The organism is Clostridium sp. UBA1652 (genome assembly GCF_002320975.1).
GTDB lineage: Bacteria > Bacillota > Clostridia > Clostridiales > Clostridiaceae > Clostridium_T > Clostridium_T intestinale.
Genome location: NZ_DCLI01000055.1, coordinates 16,964 through 37,188, shown reverse-complemented (window position 1 = coordinate 37,188; position 20,225 = coordinate 16,964). Strand labels below are relative to the sequence as shown.

The 20,225-nt window shown below is 30.5% G+C and carries 21 protein-coding genes; 10 read left to right on the top strand and 11 right to left on the bottom strand.

Going from position 1 to position 20,225, the window contains the following annotated elements; translation table 11 throughout:
- Positions 1 to 61: 61 nt before the first annotated feature.
- The 6 genes from B3N22_RS10850 to hflX form a co-directional block, all read right to left on the bottom strand.
- Entirely contained in the window at positions 62 to 799 is a 738-nt protein-coding gene (locus B3N22_RS10850) for a YebC/PmpR family DNA-binding transcriptional regulator (RefSeq protein WP_286906994.1), read from the bottom strand.
- A gap of 117 nt (positions 800 to 916) precedes the next feature.
- On the bottom strand, positions 917 to 1,567 hold the full coding sequence (locus tag B3N22_RS10845) for a YigZ family protein (protein ID WP_286906992.1): 651 nt from the start codon (positions 1,565 to 1,567) through the stop codon (positions 917 to 919).
- A 10-nt stretch (positions 1,568 to 1,577) separates the two neighbouring features.
- On the bottom strand, positions 1,578 to 2,984 hold the full coding sequence (pdxR, locus tag B3N22_RS10840) for a MocR-like pyridoxine biosynthesis transcription factor PdxR (protein ID WP_286906990.1): 1,407 nt from the start codon (positions 2,982 to 2,984) through the stop codon (positions 1,578 to 1,580).
- 113 nt (positions 2,985 to 3,097) lie between these two features.
- On the bottom strand, positions 3,098 to 3,982 hold the full coding sequence (locus B3N22_RS10835) for a nucleotidyltransferase domain-containing protein (protein WP_286906988.1): 885 nt from the start codon (positions 3,980 to 3,982) through the stop codon (positions 3,098 to 3,100).
- A 34-nt stretch (positions 3,983 to 4,016) separates the two neighbouring features.
- On the bottom strand, positions 4,017 to 4,238 hold the full coding sequence (locus tag B3N22_RS10830; protein WP_073020015.1) for a hypothetical protein: 222 nt from the start codon (positions 4,236 to 4,238) through the stop codon (positions 4,017 to 4,019).
- A gap of 65 nt (positions 4,239 to 4,303) precedes the next feature.
- Positions 4,304 to 6,091, bottom strand: coding sequence for a GTPase HflX (hflX, locus tag B3N22_RS10825; RefSeq protein WP_286906986.1), 1,788 nt, complete (start codon positions 6,089 to 6,091; stop codon positions 4,304 to 4,306).
- 198 nt (positions 6,092 to 6,289) lie between these two features.
- Between hflX and hpt the strand changes: the two genes are divergently transcribed.
- From hpt to B3N22_RS10810, 3 genes are all read left to right on the top strand, one after another.
- A complete protein-coding gene (gene hpt / locus B3N22_RS10820) occupies positions 6,290 to 6,811 on the top strand; it encodes a hypoxanthine phosphoribosyltransferase (protein WP_021801272.1) in 522 nt (173 codons plus the stop codon).
- Positions 6,812 to 6,902: 91 nt separating this feature from the next.
- On the top strand, positions 6,903 to 7,913 hold the full coding sequence (locus B3N22_RS10815) for a sugar ABC transporter substrate-binding protein (RefSeq protein ID WP_286906985.1): 1,011 nt from the start codon (positions 6,903 to 6,905) through the stop codon (positions 7,911 to 7,913).
- Positions 7,914 to 7,923: 10 nt separating this feature from the next.
- Positions 7,924 to 8,931 (top strand): sugar ABC transporter substrate-binding protein, encoded by a 1,008-nt coding sequence (locus B3N22_RS10810; protein WP_286906983.1) that lies wholly within the window; start codon positions 7,924 to 7,926, stop codon positions 8,929 to 8,931.
- Positions 8,932 to 9,034: 103 nt separating this feature from the next.
- Here B3N22_RS10810 and yunB read toward each other — a convergent pair whose 3' ends face one another.
- Positions 9,035 to 9,673, bottom strand: a complete 639-nt coding sequence (gene yunB / locus B3N22_RS10805; protein ID WP_073020019.1) for a sporulation protein YunB — start codon at positions 9,671 to 9,673, stop codon at positions 9,035 to 9,037.
- 93 nt (positions 9,674 to 9,766) lie between these two features.
- Here yunB and B3N22_RS10800 point away from each other — a divergent pair, with 93 nt between their 5' ends.
- The gene (locus B3N22_RS10800; RefSeq protein ID WP_286906980.1) at positions 9,767 to 12,193 is read left to right on the top strand and encodes a transglycosylase domain-containing protein; all 2,427 of its coding nucleotides are present in this window, start codon (positions 9,767 to 9,769) and stop codon (positions 12,191 to 12,193) included.
- Between the two features lie 41 nt (positions 12,194 to 12,234).
- On the opposite strand, the gene B3N22_RS10795 is transcribed toward B3N22_RS10800, so the two are convergent.
- The 3 genes from B3N22_RS10795 to B3N22_RS10785 form a co-directional block, all read right to left on the bottom strand.
- A complete protein-coding gene (locus tag B3N22_RS10795; RefSeq protein WP_073020021.1) occupies positions 12,235 to 12,813 on the bottom strand; it encodes a hypothetical protein in 579 nt (192 codons plus the stop codon).
- 63 nt (positions 12,814 to 12,876) lie between these two features.
- Positions 12,877 to 13,260, bottom strand: a complete 384-nt coding sequence (locus B3N22_RS10790) for a hypothetical protein (protein ID WP_073020022.1) — start codon at positions 13,258 to 13,260, stop codon at positions 12,877 to 12,879.
- 38 nt (positions 13,261 to 13,298) lie between these two features.
- Positions 13,299 to 13,691, bottom strand: a complete 393-nt coding sequence (locus B3N22_RS10785; protein WP_073020023.1) for a DUF2721 domain-containing protein — start codon at positions 13,689 to 13,691, stop codon at positions 13,299 to 13,301.
- Positions 13,692 to 13,913: 222 nt separating this feature from the next.
- On the opposite strand from B3N22_RS10785, the gene B3N22_RS10780 reads away from it, so the two are divergent.
- Both B3N22_RS10780 and B3N22_RS10775 read left to right on the top strand, forming a co-directional pair.
- Positions 13,914 to 14,303 (top strand): YtxH domain-containing protein, encoded by a 390-nt coding sequence (locus B3N22_RS10780; RefSeq protein WP_286906976.1) that lies wholly within the window; start codon positions 13,914 to 13,916, stop codon positions 14,301 to 14,303.
- Between the two features lies 1 nt (position 14,304).
- A complete protein-coding gene (locus tag B3N22_RS10775) occupies positions 14,305 to 14,619 on the top strand; it encodes a DUF948 domain-containing protein (protein WP_238902380.1) in 315 nt (104 codons plus the stop codon).
- Positions 14,620 to 14,641: 22 nt separating this feature from the next.
- On the opposite strand, the gene B3N22_RS10770 is transcribed toward B3N22_RS10775, so the two are convergent.
- The gene (locus B3N22_RS10770) at positions 14,642 to 15,718 is read right to left on the bottom strand and encodes a GNAT family N-acetyltransferase (protein WP_286906974.1); all 1,077 of its coding nucleotides are present in this window, start codon (positions 15,716 to 15,718) and stop codon (positions 14,642 to 14,644) included.
- Between the two features lie 214 nt (positions 15,719 to 15,932).
- On the opposite strand from B3N22_RS10770, the gene B3N22_RS10765 reads away from it, so the two are divergent.
- Genes B3N22_RS10765 through B3N22_RS10750 form a run of 4 tightly spaced genes read left to right on the top strand, consistent with a single transcriptional unit; the run spans position 15,933 to position 20,213 of the window.
- Positions 15,933 to 16,472 (top strand): helix-turn-helix domain-containing protein, encoded by a 540-nt coding sequence (locus B3N22_RS10765; protein WP_021801263.1) that lies wholly within the window; start codon positions 15,933 to 15,935, stop codon positions 16,470 to 16,472.
- Between the two features lie 15 nt (positions 16,473 to 16,487).
- Positions 16,488 to 17,537: a spermidine/putrescine ABC transporter ATP-binding protein gene (gene potA, locus B3N22_RS10760; protein ID WP_238902381.1), complete on the top strand. Its 1,050-nt coding sequence runs from the start codon at positions 16,488 to 16,490 to the stop codon at positions 17,535 to 17,537.
- The gene (locus B3N22_RS10755) at positions 17,530 to 18,366 is read left to right on the top strand and encodes an ABC transporter permease (RefSeq protein ID WP_286906971.1); all 837 of its coding nucleotides are present in this window, start codon (positions 17,530 to 17,532) and stop codon (positions 18,364 to 18,366) included. The genes potA and B3N22_RS10755 overlap by 8 nt, the downstream gene beginning before the upstream one ends.
- Positions 18,366 to 20,213, top strand: a complete 1,848-nt coding sequence (locus B3N22_RS10750) for an extracellular solute-binding protein (RefSeq protein WP_286906969.1) — start codon at positions 18,366 to 18,368, stop codon at positions 20,211 to 20,213. Before B3N22_RS10755 ends, B3N22_RS10750 begins: the two co-directional genes overlap by 1 nt.
- Positions 20,214 to 20,225 lie beyond the last annotated feature (12 nt).

Below are 20,225 nucleotides of genomic sequence, written 5' to 3'. Positions count from 1 at the left end.
AAAAAAATCACTCCTCCAGTTGTTTCATACAACCTTTAGAGTGATTATATTTAAATTAGTCTTACCCTTCCCATCCATCTGGGAACTCTGCATTGTGGTAAACCTCTTGAACATCATCGTCATCTTCAAGTAAGTCAAGCATCTTTTGGAACTTCTTAGCATCATCTTCATTAATTGCTGTATATGTATCTGGTATCATTTTTACAGATGCTTCTAAGAATTCTAAACCTTCTGCTTCTAAGGCTTCTCTAACTGTACTAAAGTCATCTGGTGCAGTTGTTATTACGAAAACTTCCTCTTCCGATGAAAAATCTTCAGCTCCTGAGTCTAAAGCTAACATCATGATTTCATCTTCATCTTTGTCTTCTTTTTCTATAACTATTTCACCTTTTTCTTGGAACATGAATCCAACACATCCGCTTGCTCCCATGTTTCCGCCACCTTTTGTAAAGGCACTTCTTACATTACCAGCAGATCTATTTTTGTTATCTGTTAGAGTTTCAACTATAACAGCTACTCCTGATGGACCATATCCTTCATAAACTATTGTTTCATAGTTTACTGAACCAAGTTCTCCTGAAGCTTTTTTAATAGCTCTTTGTATATTATCACTAGGCATATTCTCTGCTTTTGCTTTTGCTACAGCATCTCTTAGTCTAGCATTAGTTTCTGGATTAGCTCCACCATTTTTAACGCTAACAGCTATTTCTTTACCTATCTTTGTGAATATTTTTCCTCTTTTAGCATCTGTTTTGCCTTTTTTAGCTTGTATATTATGCCACTTTGAATGTCCTGACATTATATTTCCTCCTAACTTTGTTCCCTTATATGTTAACCCTTAAGGTCAATATCCTAAACCATTATAACATAGCATAAATTCCATCTGCAACTTGAAGTGGGTAATTTAGCCATATATCTATTCTAAACTTTTCAAAAGTCTATATTCTTCTTTAAAGAATATTCCTTCATCACCCTTTTTGATAACTGCTTTCCCATTAGTTGCTTCAGTTATTTCTTGTATGGCTTTTTCTGCTTCTTCTAATTCTAATAGCAGATGAACTTTTACATTTTCTCCATACTCTGAATCTTCTATATTCCAGTTATTTTCTCCACATATATATTGAATTTTACCTATTAAATCATAATTTATATCTATAGTTAAGGGAACACCCTTAACTTTTTCTACCATTCCTCCAGCCTTTATTGCTATGGAAGCACCTTTAGTATAGGCTCTTGTTAATCCCCCTGCCCCTAATAATACACCTCCAAAATACCTGGTAACCACTATAGCACAATCTACTATGCCTGTTTTTTTAATTACCTCTAAAATAGGTATTCCTGCTGTTCCTTGAGGTTCACCATCATCAGAATATCTTTGAATATTCATATTTTCTCCTATTACATAAGCCCAGCAGTTATGTGTAGCCATTTTGTGCTGACCCTTTATTTCCTGCACAAATGCTTTTGCTTCTTCTTCTGTTTCAACTCTTTTTATGTGACCTATAAATTGAGATTTCTTTTCTTCAAAATCATCCTTTGATTGTCTTTTAATTGTTAAATAAGACATGCTTTTCCCCCTATTGCTGTAATTCTTTTAATATTTTCTCCATTCCCTCATCTATTTTATCGTGGGTTGTTTGAGAGAAACCTATTCTAAAAAAATCGTCCCCATCTACTTCTTTTTTATAAAATAAGGCTCCTGGCGATATTAGTATCTTTTCTTTCTTAAGTATAGAAAAAAGCTTTCGTGAACTTGGAGAATCTTTTTCTAAAACCTTTAAGAAAAAGTTTAATCCCCCTTTTGGATCTATGTACTCAACTATATCTTTGAATTTCTCATCTAATATACTTTTCATATGTAAATATCTAGACTTATACTCTCCATTTAAATATTCTATATGCCTTTTCCAATAGTTATGCACTATGTAACGCTCCAAGGCCCTTTGCATTAAAGATGAGGTAGATATATCTGTATTTATTTTAGAGATATACATACTTTCTTTAAACTTTTCTGGTGCTATTACATACCCTATTCTTATTCCTGGCATAAAAATCTTTGAGAAACTCTTAATATATATTACTCTATCATAAATATCATACGCCTTTAATGGTTTATATTGCAAATTATCATCATAAATTAGTTCTGATAAATAGTCATCCTCTAATATGTAAAAGTCATAAATATTAGACAATTCTATAAGTTTTAGTTTTTTTTCATTTGAGTAACTAATTCCTGTTGGATTCTGAAAATAACTCATTATATACATGAATTTTATTTTTTCTTTTTTCAGTATCTTTTCTAGTTTCTCTAAATCCATTCCATCTTTCTCAATTGGAACTTCTATAACTTCTGCTCTTTTCCATCTAAATACAGAAAGAGCTCCTCCATAGGTTGGGTTCTCAACAACTACCTTGTCATTTACATTTAAGATAGCCTTTGAAGCTATATCTATTCCTTGCTGGGCTCCAGAAACTATAAGTATGTCTTCTTTTTTAACCCTGCCACTCCAAAAGTTTTTACTTATTTCTTCTCTAAGTTTATCATAACCCAAAACATCTTGATATAATAAAGCCTCAGCTCCATCTCTATCAAAAACCTCATTTATAACCATTTGTAAATCCTTAACTGGAAAAAAGGAAGATGATGTAGTCTCCCCTGTAAAATCTATATACTCTCTTAATGAACCTGCATTTAACAGTTTGAAAGTTTTATTATATTCTTTTTGAAAACTCTTAATTGCCTCTTTTTTTCTAGCATAGGTTCCACTTCCTATTTTCATAATAGCGTAGCCATCAGCTTGAAGTTTTTTATAAGCATTTACTATAGTTACATTATTCACTTCAAGAAAATTAGAAAGTTCTCTTATGGTAGGCAGTTTAGTTCCATCTTTTATCTTCCCAAAATCTATTAACTTTTTTATATGTTCAGAGATTTGTATATACTTAGAGATATCTTCATCAAACTCAACTAAGAACTTTTTCATTTCTCCTCCACTTTTTAGTTGAGAGTTAATACTCTATAAATTACAGTGAAAAAATTCAGCAAAGCTGAATTTCTCAATTAATTGTCAACTCTCAAATTTCAGTTCTCAACTAACTAAATGTTGTTATAATAATATACATTTTCCTTATATCTAAAACCATTTAAACTTTGTTCTAAAATTCTTCTATTTAAAATCTTGTTTTTATATAACTCATTTAATATAACTTCCATATTTATATATAGACCTTTGAATAACTCTTCTTCCCTTAAAAGCTGAGGAGTAACCCAGTTATCCTTATCTTTTATATAATCTATTAAAATCCTTGAAGACTGTTTTAAATTCACATTTAGATAGTTTTTTATGTACGTAATCATTTCTTTAATTGCTTCTTCTTTATTAACCTGCTCAAAGAAAATCTTGTCTACTATTTCTTTAAAAGAATCATTTAAACTTATAACCATGTTTATAGAGTCTTTACTTACTAAATATCCATTATTGTTTATGTACAGCTTGGCAAAGGACTCCATAGCCTTTAAAGACAGTTCAAAGGCTGTATATCTTCTATTATTATATAAATACTTATTAAGTACATTTATAGATTTTAATGTTTCTCCTAGATAAACCAGATTCATTTTTTCTTTTTCTATATCTGGAACATATCTAAGTTCATCATGTATTTTTCTTATGGATAAATCATTACATATTATAAGTCTTGAAGTTATTAATATCTGATCTATCTTCTTATTTGAATTATTCATTAAGTTATTTTTAGATATAAGTTTTAAATGAATAGGCACTTCATTTAAAGTTAAATTAATATCCTTTATATCATTGATTAAGTTATCAATAACAACTAATAAATCTATATTAGACCCTTCCCATAGATCGCCGCTTACCATTGAGCCATAGGCTAACACTGCTAATACATGTTTATTTTTTTCTAAATCTTCTTTTATACTTGAAAAAGCCTTCTGGTATTCCACAATCTTTGTATTCATATAACTCACCCCAATATTTTAAGCTTATTATATATCATATGTACAAATCTTGTATACTTTTTTCTGCTTCTTCTCCACAATTATCACAGTGAAATATGTGTACACAACAAGAGTTTATATACTCTATCTCTTGCTTATTTCCATAGGGATCTCTATATTCCTGTTCTCTCCCAATGTCATTCATTAAACCTCCACATTTCCCACACTTTATCGTACTACTTATTATCTTGTTACATATAGGACATATTTTCTCCATAAAAAATCCCTCCTGCATCATAGTTTATTCTAATTTAAACCATTTATACAGGAAGGATAATTTAATTATTTTAAGATAAGTTCGCTATACTTGTTGTAAGCTTCATCATCTACTTCTGCTTTGATGTAAGTTCCTTCTTCTTTATAATCTTCTTCAAGTACATTGCTGTTGTTGTGAAGATATGAAACTATACCACCTTGGTCGTAAGGTATGATAAACTCTGCAAGTTTGAGTTTGTTAGGTAACTTATCCCCAATCTTTAATAGAAGTTTATCTAAGTTTATCTTTTGTTTTGCAGATATCTCAATGATTTCATAGTTTGAGAACTCATCTCTTAGTTCAGAAAGAGCTTCTTCATTTGCTAAGTCTATCTTGTTTAGTACCAAGAAACCATCTTTATCTCTTGCACCAAGTTCAGCTAAAACTTCTTCAACTGCTTTAATCTGTTCTCTAGCTGTATCTGAAGCTGCATCAACTACGTGAAGTAACATGTCAGAGTAGATAACTTCTTCTAAGGTTGACTTAAAAGCTTCAACTAGTTCATGAGGAAGTTTTCTTACAAACCCAACTGTGTCAGTTAAAGTTATTAGTCTGTTATCAAGTAGGTTTATAGCTCTAGTTGTAGTATCTAAAGTTGCAAACAACATGTTAGCTTCAAATACTTTTTCTTTTTTATTTCCTTCACCTATTGATACCATGTCGCACAAAGTGTTTCTAAGTGTTGACTTCCCTGCATTAGTATAACCAACTAGTGAAACTTGAGGTATACTTTGTTTTCCTCTTCTTTCTCTTTGAACTTCTCTATTTTTCTTTATCTTTTTAAGTTCATCACCTAAGTCATAAATTCTTTCTTTTATATGTCTTCTATCAGTTTCAAGTTTCTTTTCTCCAGGTCCTCTAGTACCTATTCCACCACCAGTTCTAGATAGTATGGTTCCAAGTCCTGATAGTCTAGATGCTCTATACTTAAGTTGTGCAAGTTCTACTTGAATTCTTGCTTCTCTAGTTTTAGCTCTTCTTGCAAATATCTCAAGTATTAAAGTAGTTCTATCTATTACTTTAGTACCTATAGCTTCTTCTAAGTTTCTAACTTGAGAACCAGATAGTTCTTCATCAAAGATTATCAAGTTTGCTCTTAAAGTCTGTTTAAGATTAGCAATTTCTGAAACTTTCCCACTTCCTATAAACAAAGCTGCATCTATCTTTGCTCTATTTTGAAATACCTTGTTTAAGACAGTTATATCACAAGCTTTAGCAAGTTCACCTAGTTCATTTAAACTTTCTTCTGTATCTGTACCAACAAGTATAGCTCTTTCTGCTAAGTCTTCTTCAACATTACTTCTCTTTAGTGCAGTTTCTAAGTTCTGAATTTTCTCTCCTATATTAAAGTCAAAACTTTCATTTAAGTTTAACCCTAACATGGTTTCAACTATTAAAATATCATTCTCTACTGCACAAAAACCTATAGATACCTCTTTAGGAGTACCATCAACTACGCCAACTGCAACTAGTGCATCTAGTTTAAGTTTTAAAAGTGCAGTTACATCAAGTGCAGACAAGTGTGAGTTTCCATTAGGATGAGTATGAACTATTCTAACTCCTGCTAACTTCTTCTCACTTATATCTATAATAGGAAGTTCTACCGAGTTTGAGTCACCTACTGCAACTGAAACTATGTTTCCTCTTCTATCTATTCCTACAGATATTTCTCTTTCAACTAATGATGTCAATCTTGAGATTGTATCAATTATTTCCATAGAGCAATATTCATACTTTAAAACTTTTAATTTATATATTTCTTCTAACTCTTTTAAATAAGAGTTTTTAATTCCTTCAATATTTCCATAAATCATAAAATTTCACCTCATTTTCTTTAATTGCTAAAACTTTCAATGTAATTTTAAACTATATAATAGTAGATGTAAACTATATTAGTTTGTCTATTTTGAATGAAATTATAGTAGGTGTTGAAATATAGCAAAAAAATTGTTAATATGGATATTATGATTTTAGTATTTTTAAATATTCTATATTAATTGTTGGAGGATACCATGGAAGATAAAAAAAGAAATATACTTATTTCAGAGGAACAAATTTCCGTAAGAATTAAGGAATTAGGAAAAGAGCTTTCAGAAGAATATAAAGATAAAAATCTATATGTTCTATCACTTTTAAGAGGAAGCTTTATATTTTCAGCTGATTTAGTGAGAGCTTTAGATGTTAAAACTAAAGTTGGTTTTATGACTACATCAAGCTATGGTCACGCAGAAGAATCTACAGGTAAAGTAAAGGTTATTAACGATATTCCTGATAACATTGAGGGATATGATGTTTTAATAGTTGATGATATAGTAGATACAGGATACACAATGGAGTTTATAGTTAACCATGTTAAATCATTAGGAGCAAAATCAGTAAAATCGTGTGTTTTATTAGATAAACCTTCAAGAAGAAAGGTTGATATAAACCCTGACTATAGATGTTTTGAAATTGAAGATGTTTTTGTAGTTGGCTTCGGATTAGATTATGGCAATTACTATAGAAATGTTCCTTACGTATTTAACTGGGAATAATACATACATATTTAGGTATCACAAACTTAGTTTGTGATACCTTTTCTTTTATATGAATATTATAATATATATTATTTTTTTAGGTGATCTAATGTTTATATCCATGCCAGAGTCATTTAATGTTCAAGTTAAATATGATGAAAACTTAGTTTTTAATAGAAAAGAGACAATTATAGGTATATCCCTGCCTTTAGGTGGTGGTGAAGAGAGATGGCCATCTGACAGCAACTTTCTTAAAGATTATGCAAGAAGAAGAAATGCAGTATTAAAATTTTCAGAGCTTACTATAACTACCTCGGACCAGTTAGCAGAAGTTGAAAAACTTCTAGCACAAGGAATAGATGTGTTAATCATAGCTCCAGTAAATTCAGAGGAAGCTTCAATAATAGTTGATAAAGTTAAAGCGTATAATATTCCTGTTGTTGCTTATGATAGATTTATTTTTAATGCTGATATTGACTTTTTTGTATCATTTAATGCGCTAAATATAGGGGAACTACAAGGTAGATATCTAACTCAAAGAGCTCCTACTGGCAATTACATTGTACTTGCTGGTGATCCCACTGATTCTAACTCAATATTATATAAAGATGGGGCTATGATTTATATTAAACCTTTAGAAGCTATTGGGAGAATAAAAGTAGTTACTGATGAATTTATTAAAGATTGGAATCCTGATGTAGCTTATGATGTTGTGAAAAAATCCCTAGTAGCAAATAACAATAATATTGTTGCAATCTTATCCCCAAACGATGCTTTTGCAGGTGCATCAATAAAGGCACTAAAGGAACAAAATCTTGCTGGAAAGGTTCTTGTTACTGGACTAGATGCAGAACCATCGGCTCTTAAAAGAATTCTTGATGGAACACAATCTATGACTATTTTTACTGACTTCAGAAAAGAGGCAGAAGCTGCAATTGATATTGCAATAAAATTAGCTAATAATCTACCATTAAGTATTTATATAGAAATTAATAATGGAAAAAAAGAAGTTCCTTCATTATTGCTGGTACCAATAGTTGTTGATAGAAATAATATACAAGAGGTTCTTCTAAATAGCGGGTATATTACTCTACACGATATTTACTCCTTGCAAAACTGAGGTGATATAAATGTTTATAAACTTACCAGAAAATTTTTATATGAAGGTTCAATATGATAAGAATTTATTAATATATAGAAAAGAAATAAATATTGGTATATCCTTACCTGTAGGTGGCGGAGAAATCAGATGGCCTGAAGATGGTAGGCTACTTGAAGATTATGCAAAAAAACAAAATGCAATATTAACTTACTGTGAAACCTCCAGCTCTACAAGTCAGCAAAGCACAGAAATTGACGCACTTTTATTAAAAAACATAGATGTTTTAATCATTGCTCCTGTGAATTCAGAAGAAGCTTCTACTATTGTTGAAAAAGTTAAAAAGGCAGGTGTTAAAGTAGTTGCATATGACAGAATGATTTTAAATAGTGATGTTGATTTTTTTGTAACCTATAGTTCTCTTAGCATAGGTGAGCTTCAAGGGAGATATCTTACAACTAGGGCTCCTCGTGGTAATTACATTTTTTTATCTGGAGGAAATGATGATGCTAATTCAATATTATTAAAAGAAGGGGCAATGGTTTATATTCGTCCTTTGCAGGCTATAGGTAATATAAAAATCGTTACTGACGCATCAATTAATGCCTATAATACTGAAGTTACTTATAATGTCGTGAAAAATTCTCTTCTTGAAAACAATAATATTGTTGCTATTTTAGCTCCAAATGACGCCATGGCTGGAGCTTCAATTAAAGCCTTAGAGGAAGAAGGTCTTGCTGGTAAGGTTTTAGTAACTGGACATGATGCAGAGCTTGATACTGTAAAAAGGATACTCAATGGAACACAAGCTATGACTGTTTTCACAGATTTTAGAAAAGAAGCTCAAACTGCTATTGATATAGCTATAAATTTAGCTAGCAATAAAATTCTAAACATATACCCCACTGTATATAATGGTGAAAAAAATGTCCCCTCAATACTTCTAACACCAGTTACTGTTGATAGAAACAACGTAAACGAGGTTCTCATAAATAGTGGGTATATAAAGTTTAGTGATATTTACACACTTCATAATTAATCCTATATTTAATTTATAAAATTAACCTCCTTGCGTAACATTGTAAAAATCTAGTTAAACTTATTAAGGTTGAAGATAACCATATATATCTTCAACCTTAATTTTATTTTCCAAAGTCTAAATTAGTTGTAGGTACTTTTCCCACTATTATAGTTTCAGCAACTGGTATGGTGTTCTTTATCTGTACTTCATCACTTTTTGTTGCAATTATAACTTTTATTGAAGTTTCAACCTCCAGGTAAATCTTATGCCGCGTTTGGTTAATTCCAGCTGACTCAAACTCAGATATATAATTTGTCTTTACACTTCCTATAGGCAACATTCTAACTTTAACTGATGGTCCTAAATTAGATAATATAACATTTTTACTTATATATCCTATAGGTATCTTTATCCCAACAGCACCCATCTCTCTTAACTTATTTTGAGATTCTAAAGAAACCTTAGCTGCTAAAGAGTTTAGTTTTATAGTATCGGCTCTAATCATGGTAATATTTCCTTGCCCATCCTTTTCTATTTTCATAATATCATCATAATTAAATTCTTTATCATATAAGTCTAAAATGTTTCGATCTATGACTTCAATAGCTCTTGTTCTCATCTCTCCATCTGCTACAACCATGAGGGTTGACAATATTATTTTATCTAACATGTATATAAATAATATTAACAAGCTAATAATTATAGATAAAAATACTAATATTCGTTTATTAGTTGATGTTTTTTTAGTATAATATTTCATATGCAACCTCTCAATTTTATTATTAACATTTTTTATGTTATAATGATTACTAAATGATGATTAATTCATTTTCATGTGTTTTAGGAGGAAAGAATGAACAATAACAATAAAGAAAATACAAAACCTAAAAATAAATCCAAGAAAAAAAAGAAATCCCGAAAAGTATTTAAAACAATTGCATTATCTATTGGATTTATTATATTAACTGGAATTATAGTCGCCTGTGGATACGCTTATGCAATAATTAAAAGTGCACCAGAATTAGACGTAAATTCAGTTTTAAGTTTAAGTGAACCTTCTGCCATATATGATAGCAATGAACAGCTTATCGATACTGTACACACCGAAGAAGAGCGTTACGTGGTCTCACTTAATAATATGTCTGATTATTTGAAAAATGCCTATGTGTCTATAGAAGATGAGAGATTTTATGACCATATGGGTATAGATTTAAGAAGAATCGCAGGGGCTGCTTTTACTGATGTTAAAAATAAGTTAACTGGAAAATCTGGTCTGCATGGTGCATCCACTTTAACCCAGCAGCTTTTAAAAAATACTATCTTAACTAACGATGTTACTATGGAAAGAAAATTAACAGAAATGTACCTTGCTACTAAGTTAGAAAAGATACTTCAAAAAGATCAAATCTTAGAAGCATACCTTAATACCATTCCTTTAGGTGGTAAGTTATACGGAGTTGAAGCGGCTTCTATGTACTACTTTGGAAAACCAGCTTTAGAACTTAATTTAATACAAAGTGCTTATATAGCTGGAATTACTCAAGCTCCATCTTATTACAGCGCATACACAGAAAAAATGCAAACTGACCCTACTCCTTTCATAAATAGAACTAAAACCGTTTTATCAAAAATGAAGGATCTAGGTAAAATATCAGAGGAAGAATATAACCAAGCTATTAGTACTCTAGATGAAAAACAGAGAGATGCTTATGAATTTAAAACTCAAAAGATATCTTATAAGTTAAATTACGAATGGTTTGTTAATCCAGCTATCGCTCAAGTTAAAAAAGACTTAAAAGAACAATTAAAATTAAGCGATGCTGAAATATCAAAGATGTTAGTAAATGGTGGTTTAAAAATATACACTACCATGGATAGATCTCTTCAAGATCATGCTCAAAGTGTTTTAGACAACGAAACCAACTTGGGTATTTTCGGTAAATCTGCTGAAAAAAATGATAAAGGAGTTTATACACTTCAAGCTTCAGCGGTAATCATGGACTATAGAAGCGGTCAAGTTAAAGCTATGATAGGAGGAAGAGGAGAACAGGATGCTAACTCTTTAAACAGAGCTTACAGCATATTAAAACCTATAGGTTCATCTACTAAACCTTTAACTGTATACGCTCCTGCTATAGATTTAAAAATGGTTAATGCTGCAACAGGATTCAATGATGCTCCACTACCTACAGAGTTCCAAAACAAATATAAAAATAATGGAGTACCTTATAATCCTCAAAACTCAGATGGATATAGCGGCCTAATCCCATTAAGATTAGGCTTAGGAAAATCTAAAAACGTTGTTGCAGTGCAAGTTGAAGATAAAATAGGTTTAAAAAATGGCTTAGCTTATGGTGAACAATTTGGTCTTGTTTATTCTAATGAATCTAAAGGAATTGCTACATTAGCTCTTGGCGAATTCACTAGTGATCCTAAAAATCCAGATGGTGGTAATCCATTTATATTAGCTCAAGCTTATGGAACTTTTGGTAATAGTGGTATTTATACAGAAGGTGCACTATACACTAAGGTTGTAGATGCAACAGGAAAAACCATATTAACTAAAACTCCAAAAACTAAAACAATACTTTCTGCTCAAGCAGCATATATAACTTATGATTTGCTTAAAGAGCCAATTAATTACACTGGTCCAAGTGCTAAGTGGGGCTCGATGCCAGTTCAAGGTAAAACAGGTACCACTACAAGCAGTACCAATCTATGGTTTGCAGGTTTAACCCCCTACTTATCTGGAGCTGTTTGGGTAGGTTATGATCAACCTGAAAAACTTAGTGGCGGAAGTAATAACGTAGCAGGCTTATGGGCAAAAATAATGGCAAAGGCTCATGAAGGTTTGGAAGTTAAGGACATAACTCAACCTTCAGGAATGACTAAAATGTCTTTGTGTTCTCTAACAGGAAAGCTTGCAACTGAAGCTTGTAAAAATGATCCTAGAGGAAGTAAGGTTGTTAGTGAATGGGTTATAGATGGCTCGGCACCTACTGAAACCTGCGATATTCACGTTACAGCTAAGGTTAATAAGCTTAATGGAAAGCTTGCAACCTCAAGTACTCCTGCAAACTTAATTGAGGAAAGAGTATTTATTAAAGGTGCTACAGGCGCAGATGCCCAGTATGCTCTTCCTACAGAACAAGATGATTACAAACCATCTGATGATAAAAAAGATAATGATAAAAAAAACGATGACAAAAAAGATGATGACGATACAGAGAAAAATGATACACCAACAACTAATAATCCAACAAAACCTGCAACTACTTAAAATAAAAAACAAGGAGACTGATTAAAATTCAGTCTCCTTGTTTATTTTCTTGAACTAAGTCCAATCAAACATTCCCTATCTTCTGTTGTAAAAGATAATGTAGCAGGGTTATAATCTCTTCTAATTATGCTATTAAAAACTTTCGATGCAACCTCATTATAATTACCGCATAAATCAGTTATATCATCATTAAAAAACTGTACTATCTCTTTCTTTATTATTCCAACTACTTGCCCAACAGTTTCTGCTACCACATTTGGAATTATCCCATCTGTAATTACAAATCCCCTATATAATGGGTTTCCACCTAATGCATCCGTTAAAAGCTTTGACAGCTCTTCCCCATTTAATTTATGAATTCTGGGATAAACCCTTATTTCACAAGGTGCATAAACCTTTATTTTTAATCTACTTTCACCGTATACATACTCTGGAACAAGCATATTGGCAATAGCTTTAGCTTTTTTATTATCATTAACTAAAATCCTAACAACATATTTCTCACAAGATCTTTCCTCAAGTTCTCCAACTTCCACTTGAGGGTCTAATCCAATGGTACAAGCAATTTTGTTTCTTTGAGTTACCCATGGTGGAGATAACTTAGTACCTGAGTGTATCATATAATTACCCCCTTTTAACTTCCTATTTTAGTATATTCTTCCAGTCGAATAATGTTGAATATTTTAAGTTAACTTTTGAAAACAAATTTGCTTAGAAATCTGATTATTGCTTGAATCAAGGGTATATTTATATATGTATGGACAATTATTTTCTCTCCAAAGCCTCATATAAATTGCATCAGCTTTCTCTTTATAATAATAATTTTCCTCATATTCATCACTAAACTCTAAAAATTCTTTAATTGAAGACATTTCAAGTTCTACATCACTATTTTTAGAATTTTTGAACAAGGGATATAAGTATTTGAGAGGAAGTAGATATTTATTTTTATCTTTTTTCTTCCCCTCCAAAATAAGCCTCTTTATAAAGGTATCTTTTTCCTCTTCTTTTATATACAATTCTAAAAACAGGAGACCTCTTTTATTTTTATTTACCTTTAACTTCATATTTTTCTCCTATTCTTTATCATAAGTTAAGCTCTAGATTAACAATCTTCTAAATCTTCAATTTGTACACTTATTGCTTTAACAGATATCTGCACTTCATAAATAGATAATCCTAAAGAAATAAGCAAAGCTATAAGGGACACTCCAAAGGTTATTTCTCCCAGTAAATATCTATCTAAAAATATACTAAACATTGATAATACGCATAAAAAGAAACTTATTGCAGCAGCAATTTGAGTATATCTTATAATTTGTATTCTTTTATTTAAATTTCTAATCTGCTTTAAAAATCTAGGCTCCTTTTCTTTTCTATACTGAATATCTAAACTTCTTAATAACTGAGCTAAATTTAAAAATCTTGTTGTATATGCAGATATCAACAATGAAATAGCTGTAAATAATAAGGCAGGTGTGGTTAATTCAAACTTCATTACTCTTCTCCTATTTTTAAAATATTATAATATTATAATATTGTAATGTTCCAACATTATAACATTGTAATATTATAATAATACTTCTACAAATTTATTTCAAATATTCACTTATTTTTACTAATTAAACATATAACTTCTTCTCTATCCATATTTAACTTGTCCATTTTTGTACTATGTAGTATAATTATTCTATAAATTCAGAAAATGGAGGTGCTAAACATGGGATTAAGAGATTTAGTAGAAAAAAAGAAAAGAGAACAATTAAAGAGAAAGAAGATAGAATCTGCAAAGAAAATTAGTGCAGGTGCTACTGCTGGTATAGCTCTTGGAGTTCTAGGCGGATTACTTTTAGCTCCTAAGTCTGGTAAAGAAACAAGAGAAGACATTAAGGATGCTTATAAAAAAACTAATGAAAATATAAAAAACACTGTAAATGATACAATTACTTTAGCTAAAGAAAAAAAAGAAGAAACTATTTCTAATGTAAAAGAAGCTAAAGAAAAAATCGCTTCATACCTAGAATCTAAGAAAAATGCTGATGTAGTTACTAAGGAGATTGAAGAAGTTAAAGAAGCAGTTGAAGAAATAGCTGATAACTTGGAGGAATAAGATGTACGTTGATATAAGATATATATTTTGGGGTATTATAGGAATAGCTCTTGTTATAACCTTAGGTTACTTAGCCCTAACTTTTAAAAAACTATCAAGTTTATTAGACAATATTAACTCTACCCTAACTTCTAATAAGGAAAACATAAATAAAACAACAACTAACATTGCTGATATAACTGGCAATGTTAAAGATATCAGTGATGCAGCAACTGATGTTACTGCTGATGTTATCGTTGCTAAAGATAGCCTTATAAACAATATGGTTATTTTTAAAGACATCTTATCAATAATTTTAACTACATTTAAAAAATAAAAAAGCGACTATGTCGCTTTTTTTATTCTATATATTCTAATAACTTTTCTGTTAACTCTTCTCCAACTATAGCATTAATAATTTTAAAAGTTCCTTCCATTGAGCTCTTCCCACCTCTAGCTGTAACTATTCTCCCATTATCTACAAAGTTTTTTCCACTTATAGTAGTTGAAGGCGATAATACTTGAACTTTATCAACTATAAAATTAGGAGCTGCAATAGTGTGATCCTTAATTAATCCGCATTGAGCTAAAAGTAAGATTCCCTCTCCAGTAGCAATTATAAAATCCGAAGACTTGTACTCATTTTTTACGAAACTGCAAAGTTTTGAATCATTTAATACATTATTAAAGCTGCTTCCCCCTGGTATTATAAGTATATCGGGAGAAAGTTCATTCTCTATACCTCTTCTTGGAATTATATCTACTCCATTTGAAGCTTTGACAGTCCGCTCTCCTACTGTATATAAATCAAATATTTCTTTATCAGCTACTTTATTTAAGAGATTAAATAGTTCGAAGGTTGATGCTATTTCCATAAAATCTACACCATCATAAACTACACAACATACATTTTTCTTTTCGCTTTTAGATATAGTTAAAAAAGAACTTTTAGAAATTCTATAAGTAAATTCTCCTTTTTGCTGCCTTATGACTTCAAAACCAAAGGTATCCTCTATGCTTTCAGGATATCTATTTAATACCTTTTCCATCATAATTTGTCCACCAAATTCTAAAAAATAATACTCTAATAACAATCTAATTGCTTCTTTTCCATATCCTTGTCTTCTGTATTTATCTTCTATTTTAATATTAAACCTAGCTATCTTAGTTGCAGAGTCATATCCATGAAAACTGACTTCTCCAATAGGTACATTATCTATATTATAAATCAAACAATAAAAGTTCTTACCATCAGAAGGATAAATCATTTTTTGATAAAATAGCTGCCACTTTTCTTTAGGGAAATTAAAAACGCCCCCTATATCCTCCATTGTCTTTTCATCATTCCACAATTTCTGGGTATATTCTAATTCATTGAATTCCGGCTGTTTAATGTATATTAATTTCCCATCACGCCTATATAAATTATTTTTCATATAATCACCCATAATTTCCTTTGATACTAATAATATCTCATATTTTAACTTTTTTATCAATTGCATTTTATTTTTGATAGTTATTTGTAACTTATGAGGTAAAAAAATCTTGATTTACTTATTTATTGACTATATAATAATATTTGTTTGTTTAGTAATCTTAAACTTTCAGTTTAGTAAAACTTACATTTCACAACTTAAAAGGAGTGTTTATATGCAAATAGGTGATAAAATACGACGATTAAGAATCGAGAAACAATTAACTCAAGAAGAATTAGCTAATAGATGTGAACTCTCTAAAGGATTTATTTCTCAACTAGAAAATGATCTAACTTCTCCATCTATAGCTACTTTAATAGATATATTAGAAATCTTAGGTACTAACCTTACAGAGTTTTTTAGTGAAGACAATCAAGAAAGAGTTACTTTCACTAAAGATGATATGTTTGAAAAAGAAGACTCTGAGCTTAAGTATTCCCTTATGTGGTTAATACCTAATGCTCAAAAAAATGAAATGGAACCTATTATGATAACTCTTGATCCAGATGGAAGATATGTAGAAGAAGAACCTCATGAAGGTGAGGAATTTGGATATGTATTATCTGGTATAATAACTCTTCATTTAGGCGACAGAAAATACAAAGTTAGAAAAGGCGAAAGCTTTTATTTTAAACCTAGGGAAAATCACTTTATTTCTAATCCTGGTAAAACTTCAGCAAAGGTTATATGGATTAGTACTCCCCCATCATTTTAGAAAGAGGTGTTTGTTTTGTCAGAAAACATTATTGAAATTAAAAATGTATCAAAAAATTATGATGAGCATAAGGTATTAGATGACTTATGTATTAGTGTAAAGAAAAATGAGTTTTTGACTCTTTTAGGTCCTAGTGGTTGTGGAAAAACAACAACCTTAAAGATATTAGCAGGTTTTGAATCAGCTGATAAAGGCGACATTATTTTTGAAGAGAAAGTTATTAATAATATTCCTCCATATAAGAGAGCTCTTAATACTGTGTTCCAAAAGTATGCATTATTCCCACACATGGATGTATATGATAATGTATCTTTTGGTTTAAAAATAAAAAAGCTTTCCAAAGATGAAATAGATGAAAAAGTTAAAAATATTCTTAAATTAGTTTCTCTTGATGGCTTTGAAAATCGTAGTATTGACTCCTTATCAGGTGGTCAACAGCAAAGAGTTGCTATAGCTAGAGCTTTAGTAAACGAACCTAAAGTTTTGCTTCTAGATGAGCCTTTAGGTGCTTTAGATTTAATACTTAGAAAAGAAATGCAACTTGAACTTAAAAAGATTCAACAAAAGTTAGGTATAACCTTTATATTTGTAACTCACGATCAAGAAGAAGCATTAACTATGTCTGATAAAATTATAGTTATGAATAACGGTAAAATTCAACAAATGGGAACGCCAGAAGATATCTATAATGAACCTGCAAACTCTTTTGTAGCAAGATTTATAGGAGAAAGTAACATCTTACCTGGAATTATGAAAGAAGATTTTAACGTAAACTTCTGCAATAAAGATTTCGAATGTGTGGACAAGGGCTTCTTAGAAAATGAAGAAATTGAAGTGGTAATACGCCCTGAAGATATAAAGATAACTTCCAAGGAAGAAGGAATGTTATTTGGAACTGTAACTTCAGTAATTTTTAAAGGTGTTCATTATGAGATAGAACTTATGGAAGCTGATAGAAGATGGATAATACATAATACTAAAAATGCTTCAGTTGGAGATGTTCTAGGAATGAATATATTCCCAGAAGATATTCACATAATGAGAAAGGTGAGTGAAAATGAATAAGAGAAAAGGACTTGCAGCTTATCCTTACCTAGTTTGGAGTATTCTATTTATAGTTATTCCACTACTTATAGTATTATTTTTCAGCTTTACTATAAAAGTTGATGATTCTTATGTTTTTAGCTTAGAGAACTATCAAAAACTATTTTCAACTCAATACCTAAAGGTTTTTGGAAGAAGTTTAAGCTTAGCTTTAATCTCAACTTTAGCTTGTTTAGTTTTAGGCTACCCTATTGCTTATATAATCTCTAAAAAAGCTGCTAGTAGTAGAAATATGCTTATAATGCTCATTATTCTTCCTATGTGGATGAACTTTTTACTTAGAACCTATTCTTGGCTTTCTATCTTAGGTAAAAATGGTATCATAAATACTCTTTTAATGAAGATAGGTTTAGGTCCTATAGATATACTTTATACAGATACTGCTGTTATTTTAGGAATGATATACAACTTTTTACCTTTTATGATTATTCCTATTTATACAGTACTAATAAAGATTGATTCTGATTTATTAAATGCTGCTGCAGATTTAGGTGCAGATAGATCAATCGTATTTAAAAAGGTTATTTTCCCACTATCAATCCCAGGGGTAATGTCTGGTATAACAATGGTATTTATGCCTGCTGTATCAACTTTTATAATTTCAAGCCTTCTAGGTGGTGGACAATACATGTTAGTTGGTAACCTTATAGAACAGCAATTTACGAATATAGGAGATTGGAATTTTGGATCTGCTATTTCAATTTTTATGATGATAATAATTCTTATATCTATGGCTATACTGTCTAGATATGAAGGTGACAGCAGTAAGGAAGGCGGTGCTATTTTATAATGAAAAGATTAGAAAGTATAAGCTCAAAAGTGTACATGTTTTTAATTTTCTTATTTCTATATGCACCTATACTTGCTTTATTAGTGTTTTCCTTTAATGATTCTAAATCCATGGCATCTTGGCAAGGATTTACCTTCAAGTGGTATATAGAGCTTCTTCACAACGATAAGATTCTAAGAGCCTTATATAACACCATACTTATAGCTTTATCATCAGCAACTATAGCAACTATTATAGGTACTATTGCAGCTATCGGTATATTTAATATGAAAGGTAAACTTAAGAACATTTTATTAAACATAAACTACTTACCTGTTCTTAACCCAGATATAGTTACAGGTATAGCTTTGATGAGTTTATTTGTATTCTTTAGTCTTACTTTTGGATATAAAACAATGCTTTTAGCCCATATTACCTTTAATATACCCTATGTAATATTATCTGTTTTACCTAAACTTAAACAAATGCCTGTTAATATAACGGATGCAGCTTTAGATTTAGGTGCAACACCTAGTTATACTTTAAGAAAGATAATAATTCCTCAAATACAACCAGGTATTTTAGCAGGTTTCTTGATGGCTTTTACCATGAGTATAGACGACTTTGTAATTTCCTTCTTTACTACTGGTTCAGGAGTTTCAAATCTTTCTATAGAGATTTTCTCAATGGCTAGAAGAGGAATTAAACCAGAAATAAATGCACTTTCAACTTTGATGTTTATTACAGTACTTTCTCTTTTACTTCTTGTAAATAAGAAAGAGTTAACTTCTGAAAAGAAAACTAAGAAAGTAACTAACAAAAATAACAATAGAGCCTTAGCTTTTGCTCTTGCTATTGTTGTACTTGTTTCTACTTTAGTATTTGTTGGAAAGAGTAACTCTGCTACTAAAACCCTAAATGTATTTAACGTAGGTGATTACATAGATAGAGATCTTCTTAACAAGTTTGAACAAGAGACAGGCATAAAGGTAAACTATGAAGAATATGATACAAACGAAATAATGTATCAAAAACTAAAAGGTGGTAATTCAGACTATGATATAGTTGTACCATCTGATTACATGTTAGAGAAAATGATTAAAGAAGATATGGTTGAGAAACTTAACTTTGACAATCTTCCTAACTATGAGTATATAGATGAAGATTATAAAGGTCTTTCATATGACCCTAATAATGAATATTCTGTACCATATATGTGGGGAACAGTTGGTATAATCTACAACACAACTATGGTTGATGACCCTGTAGATTCTTGGAACATTCTTTGGAATCCTAAATATACTAAGGAAATAATGATGTTTGACTCTATAAGAGATACCCTAGCTATTTCTCTTAAAAGATTAGGATATTCTTTAAATTCTACTAATCCACAAGAAATAACTAAAGCTAAAGATGAGTTAATTAAACAAAAACCTTTAGTTAAGGCATATGTTGTTGATGAAGTTAAGGATAGAATGATAGGTGGAGAAGCTGCTTTAGCTACAGTTTGGTCTGGAGATGCTATCTATATGATGGAAGAGAACCCTGACTTAGCTTATGTGGTTCCTGAGGAAGGAAGTAACAAGTGGTTTGATACTATGGTAATTCCTAAAGGATCAAAACATAAAGAAGAAGCTGAAGCCTTTATAAACTTCTTGCTTGACCCAGAAAATGCAAAACAAAACGTTGAGTATATTGGATACTCTACTCCAAACGCTGCCGCTTACGAGCTTCTAGATGAAGAAACTCAAGAAGATGAGGCTGCTTATCCTACTGAAGATATTTTAGACAAATGTGAAGTATTTATAGATTTAGGAGATAAGATAAAACTTTATGATGATGCATGGCTTGAAATAAAAAGTCATTAAAACAAAAACGGA

Bases quoted from the DNA above. Each gene is read 5' to 3' on its own strand.
- B3N22_RS10850 (WP_286906994.1), bottom strand. From the start codon at position 799: ATGTCAGGACATTCAAAGTGGCATAATATACAAGCTAAAAAAGGCAAA.
- B3N22_RS10845 (WP_286906992.1), bottom strand. From the start codon at position 1,567: ATGTCTTATTTAACAATTAAAAGACAATCAAAGGATGATTTTGAAGAA.
- pdxR (WP_286906990.1), bottom strand. From the start codon at position 2,984: ATGAAAAAGTTCTTAGTTGAGTTTGATGAAGATATCTCTAAGTATATA.
- B3N22_RS10835 (WP_286906988.1), bottom strand. From the start codon at position 3,982: ATGAATACAAAGATTGTGGAATACCAGAAGGCTTTTTCAAGTATAAAA.
- B3N22_RS10830 (WP_073020015.1), bottom strand. From the start codon at position 4,238: ATGGAGAAAATATGTCCTATATGTAACAAGATAATAAGTAGTACGATA.
- hflX (WP_286906986.1), bottom strand. From the start codon at position 6,091: ATGATTTATGGAAATATTGAAGGAATTAAAAACTCTTATTTAAAAGAG.
- hpt (WP_021801272.1), top strand. From the start codon at position 6,290: ATGGAAGATAAAAAAAGAAATATACTTATTTCAGAGGAACAAATTTCC.
- B3N22_RS10815 (WP_286906985.1), top strand. From the start codon at position 6,903: ATGTTTATATCCATGCCAGAGTCATTTAATGTTCAAGTTAAATATGAT.
- B3N22_RS10810 (WP_286906983.1), top strand. From the start codon at position 7,924: ATGTTTATAAACTTACCAGAAAATTTTTATATGAAGGTTCAATATGAT.
- yunB (WP_073020019.1), bottom strand. From the start codon at position 9,673: ATGAAATATTATACTAAAAAAACATCAACTAATAAACGAATATTAGTA.
- B3N22_RS10800 (WP_286906980.1), top strand. From the start codon at position 9,767: ATGAACAATAACAATAAAGAAAATACAAAACCTAAAAATAAATCCAAG.
- B3N22_RS10795 (WP_073020021.1), bottom strand. From the start codon at position 12,813: ATGATACACTCAGGTACTAAGTTATCTCCACCATGGGTAACTCAAAGA.
- B3N22_RS10790 (WP_073020022.1), bottom strand. From the start codon at position 13,260: ATGAAGTTAAAGGTAAATAAAAATAAAAGAGGTCTCCTGTTTTTAGAA.
- B3N22_RS10785 (WP_073020023.1), bottom strand. From the start codon at position 13,691: ATGAAGTTTGAATTAACCACACCTGCCTTATTATTTACAGCTATTTCA.
- B3N22_RS10780 (WP_286906976.1), top strand. From the start codon at position 13,914: ATGGGATTAAGAGATTTAGTAGAAAAAAAGAAAAGAGAACAATTAAAG.
- B3N22_RS10775 (WP_238902380.1), top strand. From the start codon at position 14,305: ATGTACGTTGATATAAGATATATATTTTGGGGTATTATAGGAATAGCT.
- B3N22_RS10770 (WP_286906974.1), bottom strand. From the start codon at position 15,718: ATGAAAAATAATTTATATAGGCGTGATGGGAAATTAATATACATTAAA.
- B3N22_RS10765 (WP_021801263.1), top strand. From the start codon at position 15,933: ATGCAAATAGGTGATAAAATACGACGATTAAGAATCGAGAAACAATTA.
- B3N22_RS10755 (WP_286906971.1), top strand. From the start codon at position 17,530: ATGAATAAGAGAAAAGGACTTGCAGCTTATCCTTACCTAGTTTGGAGT.
- B3N22_RS10750 (WP_286906969.1), top strand. From the start codon at position 18,366: ATGAAAAGATTAGAAAGTATAAGCTCAAAAGTGTACATGTTTTTAATT.